This is a genomic window from Paracholeplasma manati (assembly GCF_025742995.1).
GTDB classification, from domain to species: domain Bacteria; phylum Bacillota_I; class Bacilli_A; order Acholeplasmatales; family UBA5453; genus Paracholeplasma; species Paracholeplasma manati.
In genome coordinates this window covers 17,015-35,550 of the sequence record NZ_JAOVQM010000005.1, presented here as the reverse complement: position 1 = coordinate 35,550, position 18,536 = coordinate 17,015, and the positions used below count along the sequence as shown (strand labels likewise).

The window sequence follows — 18,536 nt, the reverse complement described above, 5'->3', positions numbered from 1 at the left end:
ACATTTATGTTATTTCAAAAAAATGATATACTAGGGTTACGCAAGGTGATCAGATGAATCAAAAAAAGTGGTATTACTCATTCCTTGGCCTTTTCTATGGATTAAATATAATCAACACTTATATGGTAACAACCGCCATATTGAACCGATACTTAATTCCATTTAGACGCCATGGTTTATTAGAACTGAATGCGATCATAGGCAATATCGCAGCCTTGACCATCCTATTGATCATAGGCTTTTTAATCTTTAAGAAAAGACGTTCCCGTATGACGTATTTGATTGTTATTACAGGGTTACTCAATATCGCGATATTCTCCATTGGGATATTCACCAAATATTATTCTACGATGTTCTCCATTTATGAGATGACATTGTTCAATAACCCAGCAGCTGAATTGGCAGGGTCTATCTTTGTTGAAGCCCTCACGGAACTCTATCGTTATTATCGAATCATCGTATTCATACCGGTGATGGTATTGATGGGTATTTATATCGCTTATTTCAAACGCATCAAAAAACAACAGCTCATGGTAGATGAAGTCACTTTCCCATGGCATCGGTTGTTATCCATATTCATTTTACTCGCATCGATGGTACTGTCGTTGAGTACCAACGCGATTGTAAAAGCCAATCTCGACAAACGTTGGCCAATATCCGCGGAAAGAGCGCTCTTTGGCATCCAAAGTGCCGGTTTATATAATTATTATGTGGGACAAATGATGGGTATCAATTTGTCTAATGTGAATTTGACCTTACCGAGTTTAACCATTTATAACACTTATAATAAGAATCAAGATACCTACACCAATTTGTTTGATCAATCCTATAGCAACCAACTCCCAATCACACAAGCATCGACCGTAGAAATCGATCCAAGTCTCTTACAAGATGGCCAATTAAATGGTGTATTTGAAGGGAAAAATGTGGTTGTGTTCCACCTAGAAACCTTCAATCATTTCCTCTTAGATGAACAAGGTCCATACATGGATAGTGATTATTTTAGTACATTAAAAGCACTGTTAAATGAATCCTATGTCTTAGATAATTTCTATACCAATGTTGGTTTAGGCAACTCCGCTGACGCTGAGTTTTCGGTAATGACTGGGCTATATCCAACCGGAGATACCACGCTGTATTGGAATTATAATAAAACCAAATATGTCTTTGAAGCTTTACCCAAATTATTTCCGGATTACTATCGCGCATCCTTACATGGGGACGTGAAAACATTTTATAACCGCGACATTGTCCATGAACAAATGCTGGGTTTTGAAGATTATTTTTATTATGATTCGAAAGCGGCTTATTATGAAGGTACCAAAAATGGGGTCTATCGATTCCCAGATTTCCTAGAAAAGAATACCCCTGAAAGCCCTTGGTTATCGGATTTATCTTTATTGAAATGGACCGAATCCTTGATTGAGTCACATGAACAGTATTTCCTATACCCCATTACCATTCAACCCCATACACCTTATTTATATGACCCATTCCCAAATCAGTTTACGAATGAGGACATCCCAGTCAGCCCAACCACATTGAAATACATCAATTATGAAACTTATTATGACGATTTCTTCGACCATTTCATCGAGATGGCGAAACGTGTCGAAAACACAGTTTATGTATTTTATAGTGATCATGGTTCTGGTATTCCAAAAGTAGATTTAGAAGTCTTGTTGGGTCGTGAATTAACCACCCTCGAATACAAACAAGAGATGATCAAGACGTTGGCCTTTATTTACGTACCGGATGATAGCGACTCAAATAGCAGTATCCCTCAAGGTTTACTCAAGGGAACCCAACCGCTCGTACGCAGTCAAGTCGATATCTATCGCACGGTGTTAGAACTGTTTGGCATCAACTCAGATTATCAATATTATGGCGTCAATGCCTTATCCGATGAACGCACATTCGCCATCGATACGCGCGCTTTTGACATCGTCACCGATGATTATTTCATCATCAGCAAATTCATGAGTTCGGATGAATCACCCAATGACATGAACACCCTGTATTTTGTCGATCCATCGGCCGTGGTGAATGAACCATATGACCTCTATTTAGACGTGATGTTATTTAAAAAACGTATGGACATCGCGTTACAATTGAATTTATATCAGCACTTAAAAAATATTTAAGAAGTTTTATTGACAACCCTGCCAAAAAACGATATAATTCAATTTGCGCGGATGTGGCGAAACTGGCAGACGCACTAGACTTAGGATCTAGCGCCTTCGGCGTGCAGGTTCAACTCCTGTCATCCGCACCACTCGAATTTAGAACGGCTATTTGTTAGCCGTTTTTTATTTAAAGCAAATAGCTCAAAAAACGAATTGAATGGTATGATATTGACAAATGGCAAAAATTCGTCAAAAGTGGAGTTGAAATCCAATAATTACGAAATAGGGTGAAGCCATGTATTATCAAAGACATATAGAAAAAAAAGATGATAGAAGCTAGAGATATGTCTAAAGTCCTCTTGATTACAGGTCCAAGACAAGTTGGCAAGACAACAACACTAAATCATTTATTTAAGGGAAAATGCGATGAGCATATTTAATCAAAGCACTAGAAATTCAAACGGCTATTTGTAGCCGTTTTGTTTTCATGATCATCACATAAAAAAACCAACCAATGTGTTATCACCGGTTGGTTGTGTGTCAATAGTGACTATTACGATCTGACGAGCAGTTTGTTTTTTATCATATAGTTGTATTTTCGGCGTTTAACGATGAATACATTATTTTCTTCTAATACCATGGACTGATTGAAATCACTCGTTAGAAAATAGTACGTGGTATAGATTCCAGCATATTTGAAACCGAGTAAAAACGATTTGAACCAAAGCTCAACATAATCGATTCTTTCTAGTCTTCGTCCGGATAAACCACTGATATGAGTTAAACCAAGTAAAAGATGACCTAGACTCGCAAAACCAAACTTTAGTATGGTTAATTGAAAGATAATCATGAATAGGATGTAAGCGCCAGCGATACCGTAGGTGATACCTGGATCCATAATGTTATTAGGTATGATGTAGTAAAAAACAATACATAAGAATAACCCCGTAAAGATAACCACATCCAATAGGGATGCTAGAATGATTCGAAATTTACTGGGCATCAAAAAATATCGATACATATACGGATTGAATGATCTGTCTTGGTCTTCCATAAGTCCACCTCTGTTCGTTGATTAATTATCTACAGTTTATCATCAAAATACTTAAAAGTAAATGTAAAATAGTCTTTTGCATACCAATCATCCAATCTATTTTTCATAGCTGTTTCCATAATTATTCTAAAAAAGACTCTATTTATAATAAATATGTGCATTATTTATAAGAACAATTGAGAACTGTGTTATACTTGTCTCAGTGGAGGACTTATGTATGAACAAGAAAAATAATTTAGCCTTAGAAACCATCTTTACAGTCACTGCCATCGGCCTCATTTTATTTACATTGATTTTCGGACGTTATGTCGGGGATACTGCTGAGATGGTTTTATTTGGATTATCCTTTCTATTTGGCGGTTTTTATAAAGCCAAAGAAGGTGTGATTAAAACCATTGAAAACAAAGCATTGAACGTTGAATTTTTAATGATCGTTGCAGCACTAGGTGCATTTATATTAAAAAATTATGCTGAAGGTGCAATCTTAATATTCATTTTCGCGTTATCGGGGTTATTAGAAGATTACGCAACATCGAAGAGTGAAAAAGCATTTACGAGTTTATTGAATCTCGCACCCGAAGAAGCACTACTGGAAAAGGATGGCAAAGAAGTCGTTGTTAAAGTCAGTGATTTAAACATTGGCGATGTGGTCATCGTTAAAGTGGGATCATCGATTCCAGCCGATGGTGAGGTTGTATTTGGCAATACATCCATCAACGAATCGATGATTACCGGTGAGTTTGTCCCTGTCGATAAAAAAGTCGGTGACAATGTCTTTAGTGGCACCCTAAATGAATCGGCTTTGATCAAAGTTAGAGTAACCAAAGATATGAAAGATTCGATGGTTCAAAAAATCATTGATTTCGTCGAAACTGCTCATGAGAATAAAACGGAATCACAAAGTTTTATTGAACAATTTGAACGTTGGTATGTCTACGTGGTGATTGCATTATCCATCCTAACGATGGTCGTACCACCCATTTTTGGATGGTGGACCCAAGATGTCGCGATTTATCGTGGTATCGTCGTTTTAGTCGTTGGTTCCCCGTGCGCGCTGGTCGCGAGCGTGTCACCCGCAGTTCTATCTTCTTTATCCAACGCCTCAAGAAAAGGGATTCTCATCAAAGGTGGAAAACACTTAGAAACCTTGTCAAAGATTGATGCAGTATTACTTGATAAAACAGGTACCATCACGGAAGGTAGACCAGAAGTCAAAGAAATTTATTGTGCTTTAGATGAACACGAAACCGTTTGTAAAGTCATCTATGCACTAGAAAGACAATCTACCCATCCGCTTGCCAAAGCCGTGGTTGATTATTTGAAAGATACCGATGACATTCACATAGAATCCAAAGAAACCCCAGGTAAAGGGATTGAAGGTCAATATCAAGGTCATCTATATCAAGTTGGTCGCTTTGATGTCCAAGTCGATGACGTCTTAAGAGATAAAGTGGATTCAGCCCATAAAGCAGGTTTCACCACCATTTTGGTATCCAAAGATGGTGTTTTGATTGGCTATATTTCATTGATGGATCGTATCAGACCAAGAGTCAAAGAAGCCATTGAATCCTTAAAAGCACACAACATTAGACCGATTTTAATGACTGGGGATAACCGTTATACTGCTGGTTCGATTGCGAAAGAAGCAGGCATTGCCTATGTGTTATCTGAATTGTTACCAGAAGATAAACTCAAACACGTGGAATCATTAAAGAAATCTGGCAAAAATGTCATGATGGTTGGTGATGGTATCAACGACGCACCTGCACTTGCAGCTGCGGATGTTGGGGTTGCGATGGGGTCAGGTACCGATGTTTCATTAGAAACAGCCGATATTGTCTTCATGAATAACAACATTGAAAACATTGAAAAATCAATTCAACTTGCAAAACGAATGAAGCAGATTGCCAATCAAAATATTATATTCTCTGTCACGGTAATCAGCCTATTGTTGTTATCCAATGTCTTTGGAATTGTTTTACTACCACTTGGGGTTATTTTCCATGAAGGTTCAACCATTTTGGTTATTCTAAATAGTTTAAGATTATTGTTAAAATAGGAGAACATGATGTTAGAAGTAGGCACAAAAGTTAAAGATTTTACATTGTACGATGGGTTTGGAAAAGCCCATCGTTTATCCGATTATCTAGGTAAAAAGGTTGTCATTTACTTTTATCCTGAAGACGATTCACCGGGTTGTACAGAACAAGCTTGTGGTTTTAAAGTTGTGAATGATGAACTAAAAAATCACCATGCGGTTTTATTGGGCATTAGCCCAGATACCATTGAATCACACCAATTGTTTCAAACCAAATATGGGTTACCATTCACGTTATTAAGCGATGTAGACAAGTCTGTATCGATTTATTTTGGCGCGTATGGTAAGAAGAACTTGTATGGAAATATCGTCGAAGGCATCATTCGTTCCACCTTCATTTTGGATGAAAATGGTGTGATTGAAAAAGTTTTCAAGCGTGCTTTCGCGAAATCCAATGCGGATTCGGTTTTAGCCTACATTAAGGGCTAGATTAGAATCTCTCTAAGATGTAAAAATTTTCACATTATTGGTTTTTACTAGGTTGATTTACGCCTGTAAATACGTTATAATCAATACGCAGGTTATTCTATAAGAATAAGAAATTAGGAGGATAAAAATGGCTGATAATAAGAAAGTTATTAAGTCAATGGATGGCGCAGAAGCTTCAGCATATGTGGCTTACGCGTTAACCGAAGTTGCGGGGATCTATCCAATTACACCATCAACACCAATTGGACAAAACGTCGACTTATGGGCATCCCAAGGTAAAAAGAACATTTTTGGTATGCCAGTAAAAGTCGTTGAAATGCAAAGTGAAGCCGGTGCAGTCGGTACCGTTCACGGGTCATTACAAACCGGTCTATTGACGACATCATTTACAGCATCTCAAGGGTTACTATTAAAGTTACCTAACATGTATAAAATCGCTGGTCAATTGTTACCAGGGGTTATCCACGTCGCTGCTAGAGCAATCGCAGCACAAGCATTATCCATTTTCGGTGACCATCAAGACGTGATGGCTGCTAGACAAACAGGTTGGGCTTTATTGGCTTCTAACTCTGTTCAAGAAGTTATGGACTTAGGTGGTATCGCTCACTTAGCGGCTATTAAAGGTTCCATTCCATTCCTTCATTTCTTTGATGGTTTCAGAACTTCACACGAAGTTAACACCATTGAAGTCATGGACTATGACGTACTTGCAAGACTTGTCGACAGAGAAGCACTTGCGAAATTCAGATCTGGGGCTTTAAACCCAGCTCACCCAAAAACACGTGGTACAGCTCAAAATGACGACGTTTATTTCCAAACTCGTACATTACAAGCGTCCAAATATGCAGCTATTCCTGACATCGTCAACGAATATATGCAAGAAATCTCCAAAGTAACTGGCAGACATTATGCACCATTTAACTACTATGGTGACCCAGAAGCAACCGATGTGATTGTTGCGATGGGCTCTGTCATTGAAACCGCTAAAGAAGCCATTGACTACTTAAACCGTCATGGTAAGAAAGTCGGTATCGTTTCTGTTCACTTATTCAGACCATTCTCAGAAAAATATTTCTTTGATGTGATGCCAAAATCCGTGAAGAGAATTGCTGTACTTGATAGAACCATTGAACCAGGTAGCACAGGCGAACCACTATTCTTAGATGTCAAGAATATGTTCTATGGCAAACCAAATCAACCAGTCATCATTGGTGGTATTTATGGTCTATCCTCTAAAGATACCACACCATCTATGATCAATGCGGTATTTAAAAACCTTGCTGGTGAACAAAAAGACCACTTCACTGTGGGGATCAACGATGACGTTACATTTACTTCCATCGATATCTCTGAACAAATCGACGTTACAGACAAAGACACCCTTGAAATGTTGTTCTTTGGATTGGGTTCTGATGGTACCGTTGGTGCTTCTAAGAACATCGTTAAGATCATTGGTGATAACACCAAGTTGAATTCACAAGCGTATGCGGCTTATGACTCTAAAAAAGCCGGTGGTGTTACACGTATGCACTTACGTTTCAGCCCACATGAAATCCGCTCAACTTACTTAGTTAACAACCCACACTTCGTGTCTTGTTCTGCCGATACTTATTTAACCAAGTACGACATGATCAAAGGCTTACGTCAAGGTGGTAAGTTCTTATTAAATACCCAAGTACCTAAAGACCAAATTGAAGCGTTCTTACCTAACAAAGTGAAACGTCAATTGGCTCAAAAGGCAGCTAAATTCTTCATCATCAATGCGGTAGATTTAGCATATGAAATCGGGTTAGGTAGACGTACAAATACCATCATGCAAAGTGCTCAACTTAAATTGGTTGAACAAATCATGCCATTTGAAACCGCTGAAAAATACATGAAGAAGTACGCAGAAAAATCTTACGGACGTAAGGGTGATGCGGTTCTTGAAATGAACTATGCAGCGATTGAAGCTGGTTACAAGCACTTAGTCGAAATCGAAGTTAAGCCTGAATGGGCATTCTTAGAAGATGAAGTAGTTGAAAAAGACAACCGTCCATCCTTCGTTAAAAATATCGCTGACATAGTCAACGCGATTGAAGGGGATTCACTACCTGTATCCGCATTCTTAGGCTATGAAGATGGTCACATGGACAATGGTGCTGCTGCGTATGAAAAACGTGGTATCGCGAACTTCGTTCCAGGTTGGAGAGAAGAAAACTGTATCCAATGTAACCAATGCGTATTCGCATGTCCACATGCCGTTATCCGCGCATTCTTAGCAACCCCAGAAGAAGCTGAAAAAGCACCTGCTGGTTCTAAGATGATTCCTGGTAAAGGTAAAGGCTTAGACCAATACAAATACACCATCCAAGTATCTACCCTTGACTGTACAGAATGTGGCGTTTGTGTCCAAGTATGTCCAGCGCCTGGTAAAGCTTTATTCATGACCCCAATCGGTCCTGAACTATCTGCAGGTTCACAACAAATCGCAGATTACTTCTTCAATGAAGTTACCTATAAGAATATCGGTAATGACAACGTGAAGAACGTCAACTTCAACAAGCCTCTATTCGAATTCTCAGGTGCATGTGCTGGTTGTGGTGAAACACCATACATCAAAGCCATCACTCAATTGTTCGGTGAACGCATGATTCTTGCGAACGCGACTGGTTGTACCTCCATTTATGGTGCGTCCTACCCAGCAACCCCATACACTACTTTACCAAATGGTAGAGGTCCAGCATGGGCGAACTCCTTATTCGAAGACAACGCTGAATTCGGTTTTGGTATGAGAATCGCTTATGAAACCATGAGAGACCGTATCCAAACCATCATCGTTGATCACTTAAATGAAATGCCTGAAGTCTTGAAGGGTCTTGCACAAGAATGGTTAGACCACAGAGCTGAAGGTGAATATACTCAAAACCTAGCACCTAAACTAGAGGCTGAACTTGCGAAAGTCAATGAAGGTTATGCGAGAGAACTCTTAGAACTCAAAGACTACTTCGTACGCGTTAGCCAATGGATTATGGGTGGTGACGGTTGGGCATATGACATCGGTTATGGTGGTATTGACCACGTCATCGCGAACAATGAAGATGTCAACATCCTTGTTCTAGATACCGAAGTTTATTCCAACACCGGTGGTCAATCTTCTAAATCTGCACCATCCGCTTCGATTGCGAAATTCACAGCGTCTGGTAAGAAGACCAAGAAGAAAGACTTAGCGGCGATTGCGATGAGCTATGGCCATGTCTATGTTGCACAAATTTCACATGGGGCTTCCCCAGCACAAGTCATCAAGACACTTAAAGAAGCTGAATCTTATCCAGGACCATCTTTAGTCATCGCTTACTCACCATGTATCGAACATGGTATCAAGGGTGGCTTGACTCAATCTGCTTCACAAGCTAAGCTTGCGACAGAATGTGGCTACTGGCCAACCTTCAGATATGACCCAAGATTGGTTGCACAAGGTAAGAATCCATTCCAAATCGATTCGAAACCACCGGTCTGGGATAAGTATCAAGATTACTTATTGTCTGAAGCACGTTATGCACAATTATCACAAATCAACCCTGACCATGCTGCAGAATTACTTGCACAAAACTTGGCAGATGCTAAAGCACGTTGGTCCATGTATCAACGTTACAAAGCAATGGATTGGTCAAAACAAGAATAATTAAATAATCATACTGTATCTTAAAAAGTAGACCGTAAAAAGTCTACTTTTTTTGATCATTTTTTAGGTTATGAATACCATTATCAAAATATTGACAACTACGAAAATTAGACTAGAATATTCTTGCAATAGAATTCCTTATTGTGTTCATAACATATATTTGTTATAATTTAACTGTGATATCTAGATAGCACAAGAGGTGCCAGATGATACTGATCGATCCTAACATTTCTATATACATACAATTAGCGAGATACATCAGTCTTGAGATTTTTAGTGGCAAGCGACCACCAGGTTCAAAACTTGAATCCATTCGTGAAATGGCTATCCAACTCGAAGTGAATATGAATACCATCAAACGGGTATATCAGGAACTAGAAGAACAGGGACTAATCTTTGTTGATAGCACACTTGGTTACTTTGTCAGAGATTATTCACAAATCATATTAGTAAAAGACAAGTTCTTGCATACTGAATTAGATAAATTTAAACAAGTTGTTAGGCAACTGAATCTTACAAAAGAAGATTATAAAAAACTTTGGGAGGATTTAAAGGATGATCACATATCAAATTGACAATTTATCTAAAGCATATAACAATCGTAGTCTTTTTTGGCATAAAAGCTTATCTTTAACAACAGGTGAAATCTATCTTCTCATTGGTCGAAATGGTTCTGGTAAAACAACTTTATTGAATATATTAGCTCAAACGATTAAAAATGACTTACCCATCGCCATTCATCCTTCAATAAATAAAAATCAAATCAGTTTTATGACATCAGAGTTATTGTATTTTGATTACATGAAAGTCATTGATTTAGTCCATTTTTACCAATCGTATTCGGGATATAATCTAAACTATGCCTTATCGAAATGTCAGCTATTTAGTATAGACCTAAACCACTTCATAAAAAACTTATCCATGGGTGAAAAAAAACTGCTGGGATTCGTCCTTGCAATGTCATTTGATCGGACCTTTTATTTTATCGATGAACCATTTCCTTATGTAGACTTGATTCATGACCAAATTATGAAAAAGATGATTATAGAAAAGTCTGGTGAACATAATATTTTCATCATAGCTACGCATCACATCCATGAATTTGAACAAGTATCAAGCCAACTAATTGTTTTAATGAAAGATAACAAAGGACTACCTGATTTAGTTACCATGGATGTCGAATCACTGAGAATGACTTTACCTGGGTCAGTTGAGAAATATTTTAAGGAGAAGCTGATATGAGATGGATTTTATGGACAGAATTTAGACGATTGATTCGACCTATCCTAGGCATATTTTTAATCATATTGAGTCTTCTTTTAATATTGGCTTTAAGAGGAAAGCCAGACATTTTTCTTTTATTAAACGATTTAATCAATACCTCGTTTTTGTTTTTTCCGGTGATCATATTTGCCAAGTTAATGCATGATTTTTATGGACCAAAATTTAAACTGTACCAATCATCTTCAATTCAACCGACTGCAGTATTGTATGCAAATCTAGTTCTTTGGATCATGGTTTTTACAGTATATTTTATTATGATGGTTGGTAGCATAAATCTATTGTTTACTGCGACAGATGTGCCCCCATTATGGTCTGAAGGTTATGGGTATAAAGTATTATTGATGATTGGTAAAAGAAGTAGCGATTGGTGGGGGATTTTTCAAAGTTATTTTCATAGTATTTATCTCATCATCCTAAGCATAATATTGGCGTATTGGATTAAGAGTTCTGAAAAAAAACTATGGATGATTTATGCCGAAGTTGTTGGCATGTATCTTGTTCACGCATTCATCAGATGGATTGTTATATCGATCAATAATCGTTTTATTTTCATGAATTATAATCGAGTAAATTCGTATTATCCGATTATGTATCTCGATAACGAAATCAATCATATGTCATTGTTTGGCATTATTATTCCAATAATTTATCTTAGTGGGTTGATGGTATTTACCGTTTGGAGGCTTCGCCATGAAAATTAAGTACATTATTTTAGCGGTGCTGACGGTTCTTTCGATTGCAGCAATCGACCAATTTCATGTGATTTTTCAACCGATTGAAGTCATTCCGATTGACCATACTATTGTTCAACCAGATTATGATTACTTAGTGGATCATCGTGCTCTACAAATGAATGAGACCTATGATCTTAAAATTGATGAATTATACAATACTTTTGGGTTTCACGATATTGAATATGCCTATGACAAAACGATTGTTACGATTAATAAATACGGTGAAGTCATCCCGCTTCAACCAGGTATTACAAATCTTAGTATAACTCTACTAACAATCAATAAATATGGACGCACCTTAAAGAAGGACATCAATTACGGCACCATTCATGTCATTGATTCAAATTATGATAACTATACCTTGATCGATAGTGCATTTAAATTTTGGGATTATATTTCGCTTAATCCCAGTGGTAATTATATCATTGGTAGTGATCTCGATTTTTCTAGTAAGAAAGGTGAATTCCTAATTTCGTATTTTAGTGGGGTACTCATCAATCCTTATGGATATGAATTAACGAACATTCATTTAAGCGGACCAAGTGAGGTTTCAATATTCAAATATTTGGATCATGCCTATATTAATGGATTAATTATTAAAGACTCAAGTACAAACATTATTAACAATCCACTTGACCAAAGATCACCACGTGGAGCAGCCATCGTGGCATATCATGCCAACAATAGTTATCTAACAAACATCCATGTTGAAGGCACAGTGAACGGTTCCTCAAACTTAGCTGGTATCATCAGTATATTCTATTATTCTAGATTAGAAAGTGCATCTTTTGTTGGTGAGTTTATAACGAATGCCAACCACTTAAATACTGTGGGCGGATTAGTCGCTTACGCAACCAATTCTGATTTTGAAAATGTATACTCAAGATCAGTCGTTACTGGTAACGTATTTAAGTTAGGTGGATTATTTGGTGAGTTTGTTCAAAGTGATATTCAAAAAGGATATGCGGTGGTTGAAACCGATGCTAGTCTAATCGAACATTTCGGTAGTTTTGCAGCAGCAAACACCACGTTATTTACCAATAATCAAATTCAGTATGTCTATACGATTGGCAATGTTGGGTTAAGCGGTTTCGGTGTCGCGGGTTCTCATATACTTTCGGATATAGAAAGTCTAAAAACGGGTGAACCATTAGAAGGTTTGGAAGCATTCGATTTTGTTGAGGGAGTTTTCCCAGAACTGCATAATCATTTTAACAATTGACCTTACGCGAGATTGCAAAGTATCAACTCAATAATGCAATGGATTGGTCAAAACAAGAATAATGATTTTAAAACGGATGCTAAAAACATCCGTTTTTTTCTACATACGCGCGTTATTATTATAATGCGATGCTTTTCTTGTCTAAATGACGTTTTAAAATTGAAAAATTTTCATACATAGGCATTAAATGTCTTGACATTCACGTTAAAAGTTATAAAATAAGAATAATTAATGAAAAGAGGTGTCTTATGAATTTAGCCAAAATTGGTCTAAAAAAGCTATTTAGTGTATATATTTTATTGCTACTCAGCTTAGTGATTGTCGGTTGCCAACCGTCAGTCAAAGAAACATTCACAGTAACCTTTAATAGCGATGGCGGGACTTTGGTCGCCGAACAAACCATCGAAAAGGGGCAGTTAGCCGTTGAACCGGAGGACCCAACCAAGGAAGGATTTGCATTCCAACGTTGGTATCTAACGGATGAAGCAACCGCATTTGATTTTGCTACACCGATTGTTGAAAACATCACGTTGACAGCATCTTGGGTAGAAGTCATCAATAACACAGCGTTGATTGAGGCAGATATTCAAAATGTGGAGGATAACTTGGTAGTCAGTCCTGTACAATTGAGTTTGCCGACACGTGGTCGTGTTAACCGTAGCACGATAGTGTGGTCGACTACATCTAAATATGTGACGACCACAGGGTTCTTACTCCCAATCAACTATAGTGATTCAACCACCACACAAGGTGAAATTACAGGTAAGTTCACATTAAATGGTGAATCTGTCACACGCACATTTACAGTGGATCTATCACGACATGACGATGTTGTAATCACCAACTCTAGGGTTGTACCATTTGAAAACAAAACCACAGAATACGATGTTGCCAATGCAAACGTGGAACTATTCTTTGAAGAAAATGGTTCTGTGCCATACATCAGTGTACTAAACTTCTTAGAACTTCTAGAAGGTTTTGTGGATCCGGAAGTGGATTTTGAAATCACTGAAGACGACAACACCGTTGAAATCGCTTATCAATACATCGATGAAGATACGCAAGAAGTATATGATCTAAGATTAACCATTGATGCAGTTGAAAACGAAATTCGTGTCAATGACCCTGGTTTCTATTGGGGATATATCTATTCAACCGCAACCAACTATGGTAGACACATTGAATATGTCCAAGACCATCCAGATGCGCATTTTGATGAAGGCTCGGATGTGGTATACGATTTAGACCACTTCAACCTTGACATGGCTATTTATGGTGGTGAAATCTTATTGCCATATTATATCGTGAATCAATTATTCGCGGGTTCAAGCTACTATAATGTGTATTATAACTATGATAAACTTGTGGGTATTTATGGCACACCAGAATCTGGTACATTAGAATATAGAGCGATTAAGACAAGTTCTATGAATAATGAAGATATTCCAGCAGATCTATTGGTTCATACCTTCTCCACTTTAGCATTTGACTTAGATAATTTCTATGGACTACGCGAAATCATGGGTGTGGAATCCTATTACGATTTGTTATATCAAAGAAGACACAAACTCGTCACAGATGACCCAGAAGATTTCGATAATGCAGTCGCAAACTTATTATTACAAGATATCGATGAACCACATACCAGCTATGGGTACCCATCGTATTTCAATAAAACCGCATGGAGCGGACCAGCAGTCAACTCATTATCTGCATATGGTTCTCGTTTCACACAATGGTACTACGATGGTTTCATCGATGTCGATGACGCGATTGAAGCTAAATGGGGTAGAGGTAACATTTCAAGTACCTCTTGGGCAGCCACTTCACCTAACCGTCCTGACTATTGGTTCGTGAATCCAACCTCAGCAGTGGTCATCTTGGATGGTTTCAGAACATCTGACATTGAAGAGAGTGCAACCTTTGATCCTGCTTTAATCGATAGCATATTAGAAGAAACAAGTGTTGTACCGGCTATCGCTGGTGGTAACAAGTATTTCTTCTATAATAATTCGACGGCGACTGAAAATATCGCAGAAGTATTGGTCAAAGGATTAAATGCCGCTTATCTAGATTCTTATAAAGCCGCTTTGGTCTCTGCAGGTTATACACTTGTGGTTGAATCAACCGAAGAAGCAAGCAAGGTTGATGGTTATTATTCTAAGAATGTCAATGGTAAGGACTTTATGGTTCAAGTGGGCTTCGATGCAGATAGAGCTGTATTCTACCTTGGGGTTGTCGATAAATTGCCAACCAGCTACGCCTTAGTATGGCCAGTTGAAAAAGATATTCCTGCATTGGTTGAAGCCGATTCAGCAGTTTATATGGAAATCACACTAGACCGCGTATTGGCAGACCAACCGAACGTTCAAAGAATTCTATTAGACTTAACTTGGAATACCGGTGGTAACGTCGGTGCACTCTACCGTGTCGTAGGGTTCATTACCGACCAACCATTTAGAGTATCTTCAATCGACGGTGATACCGGTGGATTCTCATCGAGTTACGTTCAAATCGTCGGTGTACCTAACTATTCACATTTGAAATGGTCATTGTTAACATCACCGCTCACATTCAGTGCTGCGAACTCGATGGCAACCATTTTCAAAGAAAACAACTTAGGTAAGATCATTGGTAAGAAATCAGGTGGTGGTGCAAGCTCCATTACACCAATTCTATTACCAAATGGTACCGCATTTACGATGTCATCCAATAATATCAATGCCTATCGTACAGGTACTGGTACTGAGGAAGATCCATATGTGTATCACAACAATGAATTTGGTATTGAACCAGACTTCGTTGTAGAGATGGACAACATCTTTAATAACGATACTTTGAACCAAATCATTGATCAGTTACCATAAAAAAGCTGTTCATAATTACAAACAATCTAAAAATGTAGTTATAAAACATCGAAAAACCGCTATTTTATCACCATTAAAACGTTTTCATGATATTTTCATAAAACAATTTTATTATAACGGTTTTATTTTGAAAACAGATTTGATATAATGATAAAAACCCTTAAACAAGGGTAATAAAAGGAGAGAGAGAGAATATGAAAAAATTACTAGGTGTAATCACTCTAGTATTGGTAGCAGTCGCTCTAGTTGCCTGTGCAGGCGAAAAGAACGAAGCCCCAACATTCGCAGGTGTCGGTCCTGTAACGTCATACATTAACGTATCGTTCGACCCACTTGAAGGTGTTTCAGCTACCGATAAAGAAGACGGAGACTTGACAGAAGCTATTGAAGTTGTTTCAAACAACGTCAACATTAGCGTTGCTGGTACATATTCAGTTAGATATGAAGTAAAAGACAGTAAGGACAAAGTAGCATCAGCTGTTCGTACCGTTACTGTTGCTGAACTTGACGCTGAAAATGTCGCATTAGCACAATATCTATCAGGTATCGACCTATCGAAACTTCCAGTAGAAGATAAGGATATCTTATTCGCTGCTGCAGAAGACTATTTACTTGAAAACGTGTACGCAGGTGTTCCACTATACACTGGTGCTACCAGAGTAATGTACTCAAGCAGAGTTCAATTATTCAGCCCAATTTATAATGGTGTCCTTGGTTTCGGTACCGCGTTCTCACAATTTACTGAAGATGACTCTAAAGTAATCATGTTCGGTTCTACCGCAGGTAATGTCGGTGAGTATACTTGGAGAGCTACTTACAGCACAGACCCTACAACATTGAACCAATGGATTTCTGACGACTCGTCAACAAGTGACTTCATCGATCTATTCACAGGTGCATTATATGACTTCTATTTCGATGAAACTAAGACAGGTTATGAAATTTTACCAAGCTTAGCAGCTGCTGAACCAGTACCAGTTAATCCAACTGTTGTCAACGGTAAAGTTTATGCTAAGACATGGCAAATTCAAGTTAGAGACGGCTTAACATGGAAATACCATCCATCCACTGACCTAGCTGGTTTACCTTCTGGCCATGAAGTACTCAACGCTGAAGACTTCTTATGGACTTGGAGACATGCTCTTGAAGAAAAATGGTTCAGAGCAAGAACTGGTGGCGGTGACTTCGTTACTGAAGCAGTTAAAGGTGCAGCAGATTATCTATCTGGTGCAGTATCTATCGACGAAGTAGGTCTAAGATTAGCAGCTGGTAAAACAAATACTCTAGAAATTGAATACATCAACGAAAAGAGTGCATTTGATGTTAAATACCAATTCTCATCTACATCTATGTCCCCTGTTAACCAACAATTATTAGAAAAATTAACACCTGCAGTTTATGGTACTACACCTGAAACTGTACCATCATCTGGTGTTTACTATTTCGAAACATGGACTCCATCACAATTGTTAGTGTTCAAGAAGAATACATTACACCCACAAAGTGCTATGTACTACTACACTGGTCAACAATTCAGATTCATGAGCGGTTCTGACCTCATTTTCCAAGAATTCCTTGAAGGTAGACTTGAAAGTGCATCCGTTCCTGCGTCCCGTGTTACTGAGTTCGCATCTGACCCACGTGTTAAAGTTGCACCTGCAGCTACGACATGGAGAATGGTTATGAACTCATTTGGTACCGAAGCTAACCGCGATGCATATATCGCTGCTAACCCAGGCGTACCACTATCCAATACATTCGTTCCTGAACCGATCTTAATGTATAAGGAAATGAGACAAGCATTATACTTCGGTTTCGACCGTTATGAAGCAGCAGTAAACGTCGTTAAGACTTATCTACCTGCTTACACATTATTTGCTAATACATACTTCCTAGATGGCGAATCCGGTATGTCCGTAAGAACATTACCTGCCGGTGCTGCTATTCTTGAAAAATATGGCGCATCATCTTATGGTTTCGTACCAGATGCTGCTGTTGCATTATTCCAACAAGCTGTAACTAAGGCAATCGCTGATGGTTATTACACAGCTGGTTCTGCATCAGAATACAGAGTCATCGACTTAACCTTAACTTATGCATCTAGTGGTAACACTGCTGCACAAGCGATGATTGCACAAATCAAACAACAATATGAAAGCCGTTTAGTTGATACTACAAACTTCGTCAGATTAACCATCACAGTTAACGACGTTGCGTTCCCTGGTAACTATTATGACTTCATGATGAAAGCTAATACTGACTTAGGTATTGGTGGTATCTCTGGTTCATTACTAGATGCTCCAAGCTTCCTAGATGTATTCTCTGACGACAACCGTGGTGGATTTACTCTTAACTGGGGTATTGACACTTCTACACCAAACATCGCTGTTGCTTACCGTAACCTTGATGGCGTGCTTGTTACTGAAAAATGGAGCTACAATGCATTAGTTGCTGCTCTAAACGGTAAAGCATACATCAGAGATGGTGTTGAACAAAAAGCTTGGACAGATGCTGAAGACTTAGTTGCTGCATATCTAGATATGGGTGGCGAAGTGCTTGACTCTGTAGCTGCTGATAGTGAAGGTTTAGCTGGTTATATCGTTGGTGATCTTGCAGACTTAGCAGAAGATTTGAATGTTGATTCCGTTGAAGCGTATGTCGCTGTTACTGAATCTGGTAAAGCATTCTTGTTCATCGTTAAGAAGACTGGATTCAACTATGAATTACATCAACAATTAGGATTAGCACTAAATGCACGTGATGCTGTCGCTGCTCACAACTCAGATTACACATTAAACGCAATTTCCGAAAATCCGTTAACTCTTGAAGAATTGAACGCGATTCCGTACATTGTATCCACTTATACTTCATTTGCATCACTTGATGAAGTGTTTGAATCCGTAGGTGTTCCTGCTGGCGTTGAAGCATTCGTTTACAGTACACAATTTAACACATACGCAACCGACGCATATGTAGTCATTAAAGTTGGCGCATATTATGTAGGTTGGGCTTGGTTATAATTTTAAAGATTTGAAACGATAAATAAATAGTGTGATAA

General features: G+C 38.2%; 12 protein-coding genes and 1 tRNA gene. 12 read left to right on the top strand and 1 reads right to left on the bottom strand.

The window, feature by feature from the left end; translation table 11 throughout:
* Nucleotides 1-53 precede the first annotated feature (53 nt).
* The 3 genes from N7548_RS06550 (at nucleotide 54) to N7548_RS08975 (ending at nucleotide 2,566) form a co-directional block, all read left to right on the top strand.
* Entirely contained in the window at nucleotides 54-2,144 is a 2,091-nt protein-coding gene (locus N7548_RS06550) for an LTA synthase family protein (protein WP_263608670.1), read from the top strand.
* 47 nt (nucleotides 2,145-2,191) lie between these two features.
* Nucleotides 2,192-2,275 (top strand) — tRNA-Leu (locus N7548_RS06545).
* A gap of 177 nt (nucleotides 2,276-2,452) precedes the next feature.
* Nucleotides 2,453-2,566, top strand: a complete 114-nt coding sequence (locus N7548_RS08975; RefSeq protein ID WP_373425184.1) for an AAA family ATPase — start codon at nucleotides 2,453-2,455, stop codon at nucleotides 2,564-2,566.
* Between the two features lie 113 nt (nucleotides 2,567-2,679).
* Here N7548_RS08975 and N7548_RS06540 read toward each other — a convergent pair whose 3' ends face one another.
* Nucleotides 2,680-3,180: a hypothetical protein gene (locus N7548_RS06540; RefSeq protein ID WP_263608669.1), complete on the bottom strand. Its 501-nt coding sequence runs from the start codon at nucleotides 3,178-3,180 to the stop codon at nucleotides 2,680-2,682.
* A 217-nt stretch (nucleotides 3,181-3,397) separates the two neighbouring features.
* Here N7548_RS06540 and N7548_RS06535 point away from each other — a divergent pair, with 217 nt between their 5' ends.
* From N7548_RS06535 to N7548_RS06495, 9 genes are all read left to right on the top strand, one after another.
* Nucleotides 3,398-5,239: a heavy metal translocating P-type ATPase gene (locus N7548_RS06535; RefSeq protein ID WP_263608668.1), complete on the top strand. Its 1,842-nt coding sequence runs from the start codon at nucleotides 3,398-3,400 to the stop codon at nucleotides 5,237-5,239.
* A 9-nt stretch (nucleotides 5,240-5,248) separates the two neighbouring features.
* Nucleotides 5,249-5,707: a peroxiredoxin gene (locus N7548_RS06530; protein ID WP_263608667.1), complete on the top strand. Its 459-nt coding sequence runs from the start codon at nucleotides 5,249-5,251 to the stop codon at nucleotides 5,705-5,707.
* Nucleotides 5,708-5,834: 127 nt separating this feature from the next.
* Nucleotides 5,835-9,371 carry a pyruvate:ferredoxin (flavodoxin) oxidoreductase gene (nifJ, locus tag N7548_RS06525; RefSeq protein WP_263608666.1) on the top strand — a complete coding sequence of 1,179 codons (3,537 nt, stop codon included), beginning with the start codon at nucleotides 5,835-5,837 and terminating at the stop codon, nucleotides 9,369-9,371.
* 206 nt (nucleotides 9,372-9,577) lie between these two features.
* Nucleotides 9,578-9,946, top strand: a complete 369-nt coding sequence (locus tag N7548_RS06520) for a GntR family transcriptional regulator (protein ID WP_263608665.1) — start codon at nucleotides 9,578-9,580, stop codon at nucleotides 9,944-9,946.
* A complete protein-coding gene (locus N7548_RS06515; protein ID WP_263608664.1) occupies nucleotides 9,927-10,613 on the top strand; it encodes an ATP-binding cassette domain-containing protein in 687 nt (228 codons plus the stop codon). Before N7548_RS06520 ends, N7548_RS06515 begins: the two co-directional genes overlap by 20 nt.
* Complete coding sequence (locus N7548_RS06510; protein WP_263608663.1) at nucleotides 10,610-11,356, top strand: hypothetical protein; 747 nt, start codon at nucleotides 10,610-10,612, stop codon at nucleotides 11,354-11,356. Before N7548_RS06515 ends, N7548_RS06510 begins: the two co-directional genes overlap by 4 nt.
* A complete protein-coding gene (locus N7548_RS06505) occupies nucleotides 11,346-12,611 on the top strand; it encodes a hypothetical protein (protein ID WP_263608662.1) in 1,266 nt (421 codons plus the stop codon). Before N7548_RS06510 ends, N7548_RS06505 begins: the two co-directional genes overlap by 11 nt.
* A 248-nt stretch (nucleotides 12,612-12,859) precedes the next feature.
* Nucleotides 12,860-15,478 (top strand): InlB B-repeat-containing protein, encoded by a 2,619-nt coding sequence (locus N7548_RS06500; protein ID WP_263608661.1) that lies wholly within the window; start codon nucleotides 12,860-12,862, stop codon nucleotides 15,476-15,478.
* Between the two features lie 194 nt (nucleotides 15,479-15,672).
* Nucleotides 15,673-18,498, top strand: a complete 2,826-nt coding sequence (locus tag N7548_RS06495) for an ABC transporter substrate-binding protein (RefSeq protein ID WP_263608660.1) — start codon at nucleotides 15,673-15,675, stop codon at nucleotides 18,496-18,498.
* The last annotated feature ends 38 nt before the right edge of the window (nucleotides 18,499-18,536 follow it).

Bases quoted from the DNA above. Each gene is read 5' to 3' on its own strand.
- N7548_RS06550 (WP_263608670.1), top strand. From the start codon at position 54: ATGAATCAAAAAAAGTGGTATTACTCATTCCTTGGCCTTTTCTATGGA.
- N7548_RS08975 (WP_373425184.1), top strand. From the start codon at position 2,453: ATGATAGAAGCTAGAGATATGTCTAAAGTCCTCTTGATTACAGGTCCA.
- N7548_RS06540 (WP_263608669.1), bottom strand. From the start codon at position 3,180: ATGGAAGACCAAGACAGATCATTCAATCCGTATATGTATCGATATTTT.
- N7548_RS06535 (WP_263608668.1), top strand. From the start codon at position 3,398: ATGAACAAGAAAAATAATTTAGCCTTAGAAACCATCTTTACAGTCACT.
- N7548_RS06530 (WP_263608667.1), top strand. From the start codon at position 5,249: ATGTTAGAAGTAGGCACAAAAGTTAAAGATTTTACATTGTACGATGGG.
- nifJ (WP_263608666.1), top strand. From the start codon at position 5,835: ATGGCTGATAATAAGAAAGTTATTAAGTCAATGGATGGCGCAGAAGCT.
- N7548_RS06520 (WP_263608665.1), top strand. From the start codon at position 9,578: ATGATACTGATCGATCCTAACATTTCTATATACATACAATTAGCGAGA.
- N7548_RS06515 (WP_263608664.1), top strand. From the start codon at position 9,927: ATGATCACATATCAAATTGACAATTTATCTAAAGCATATAACAATCGT.
- N7548_RS06510 (WP_263608663.1), top strand. From the start codon at position 10,610: ATGAGATGGATTTTATGGACAGAATTTAGACGATTGATTCGACCTATC.
- N7548_RS06505 (WP_263608662.1), top strand. From the start codon at position 11,346: ATGAAAATTAAGTACATTATTTTAGCGGTGCTGACGGTTCTTTCGATT.
- N7548_RS06500 (WP_263608661.1), top strand. From the start codon at position 12,860: ATGAATTTAGCCAAAATTGGTCTAAAAAAGCTATTTAGTGTATATATT.
- N7548_RS06495 (WP_263608660.1), top strand. From the start codon at position 15,673: ATGAAAAAATTACTAGGTGTAATCACTCTAGTATTGGTAGCAGTCGCT.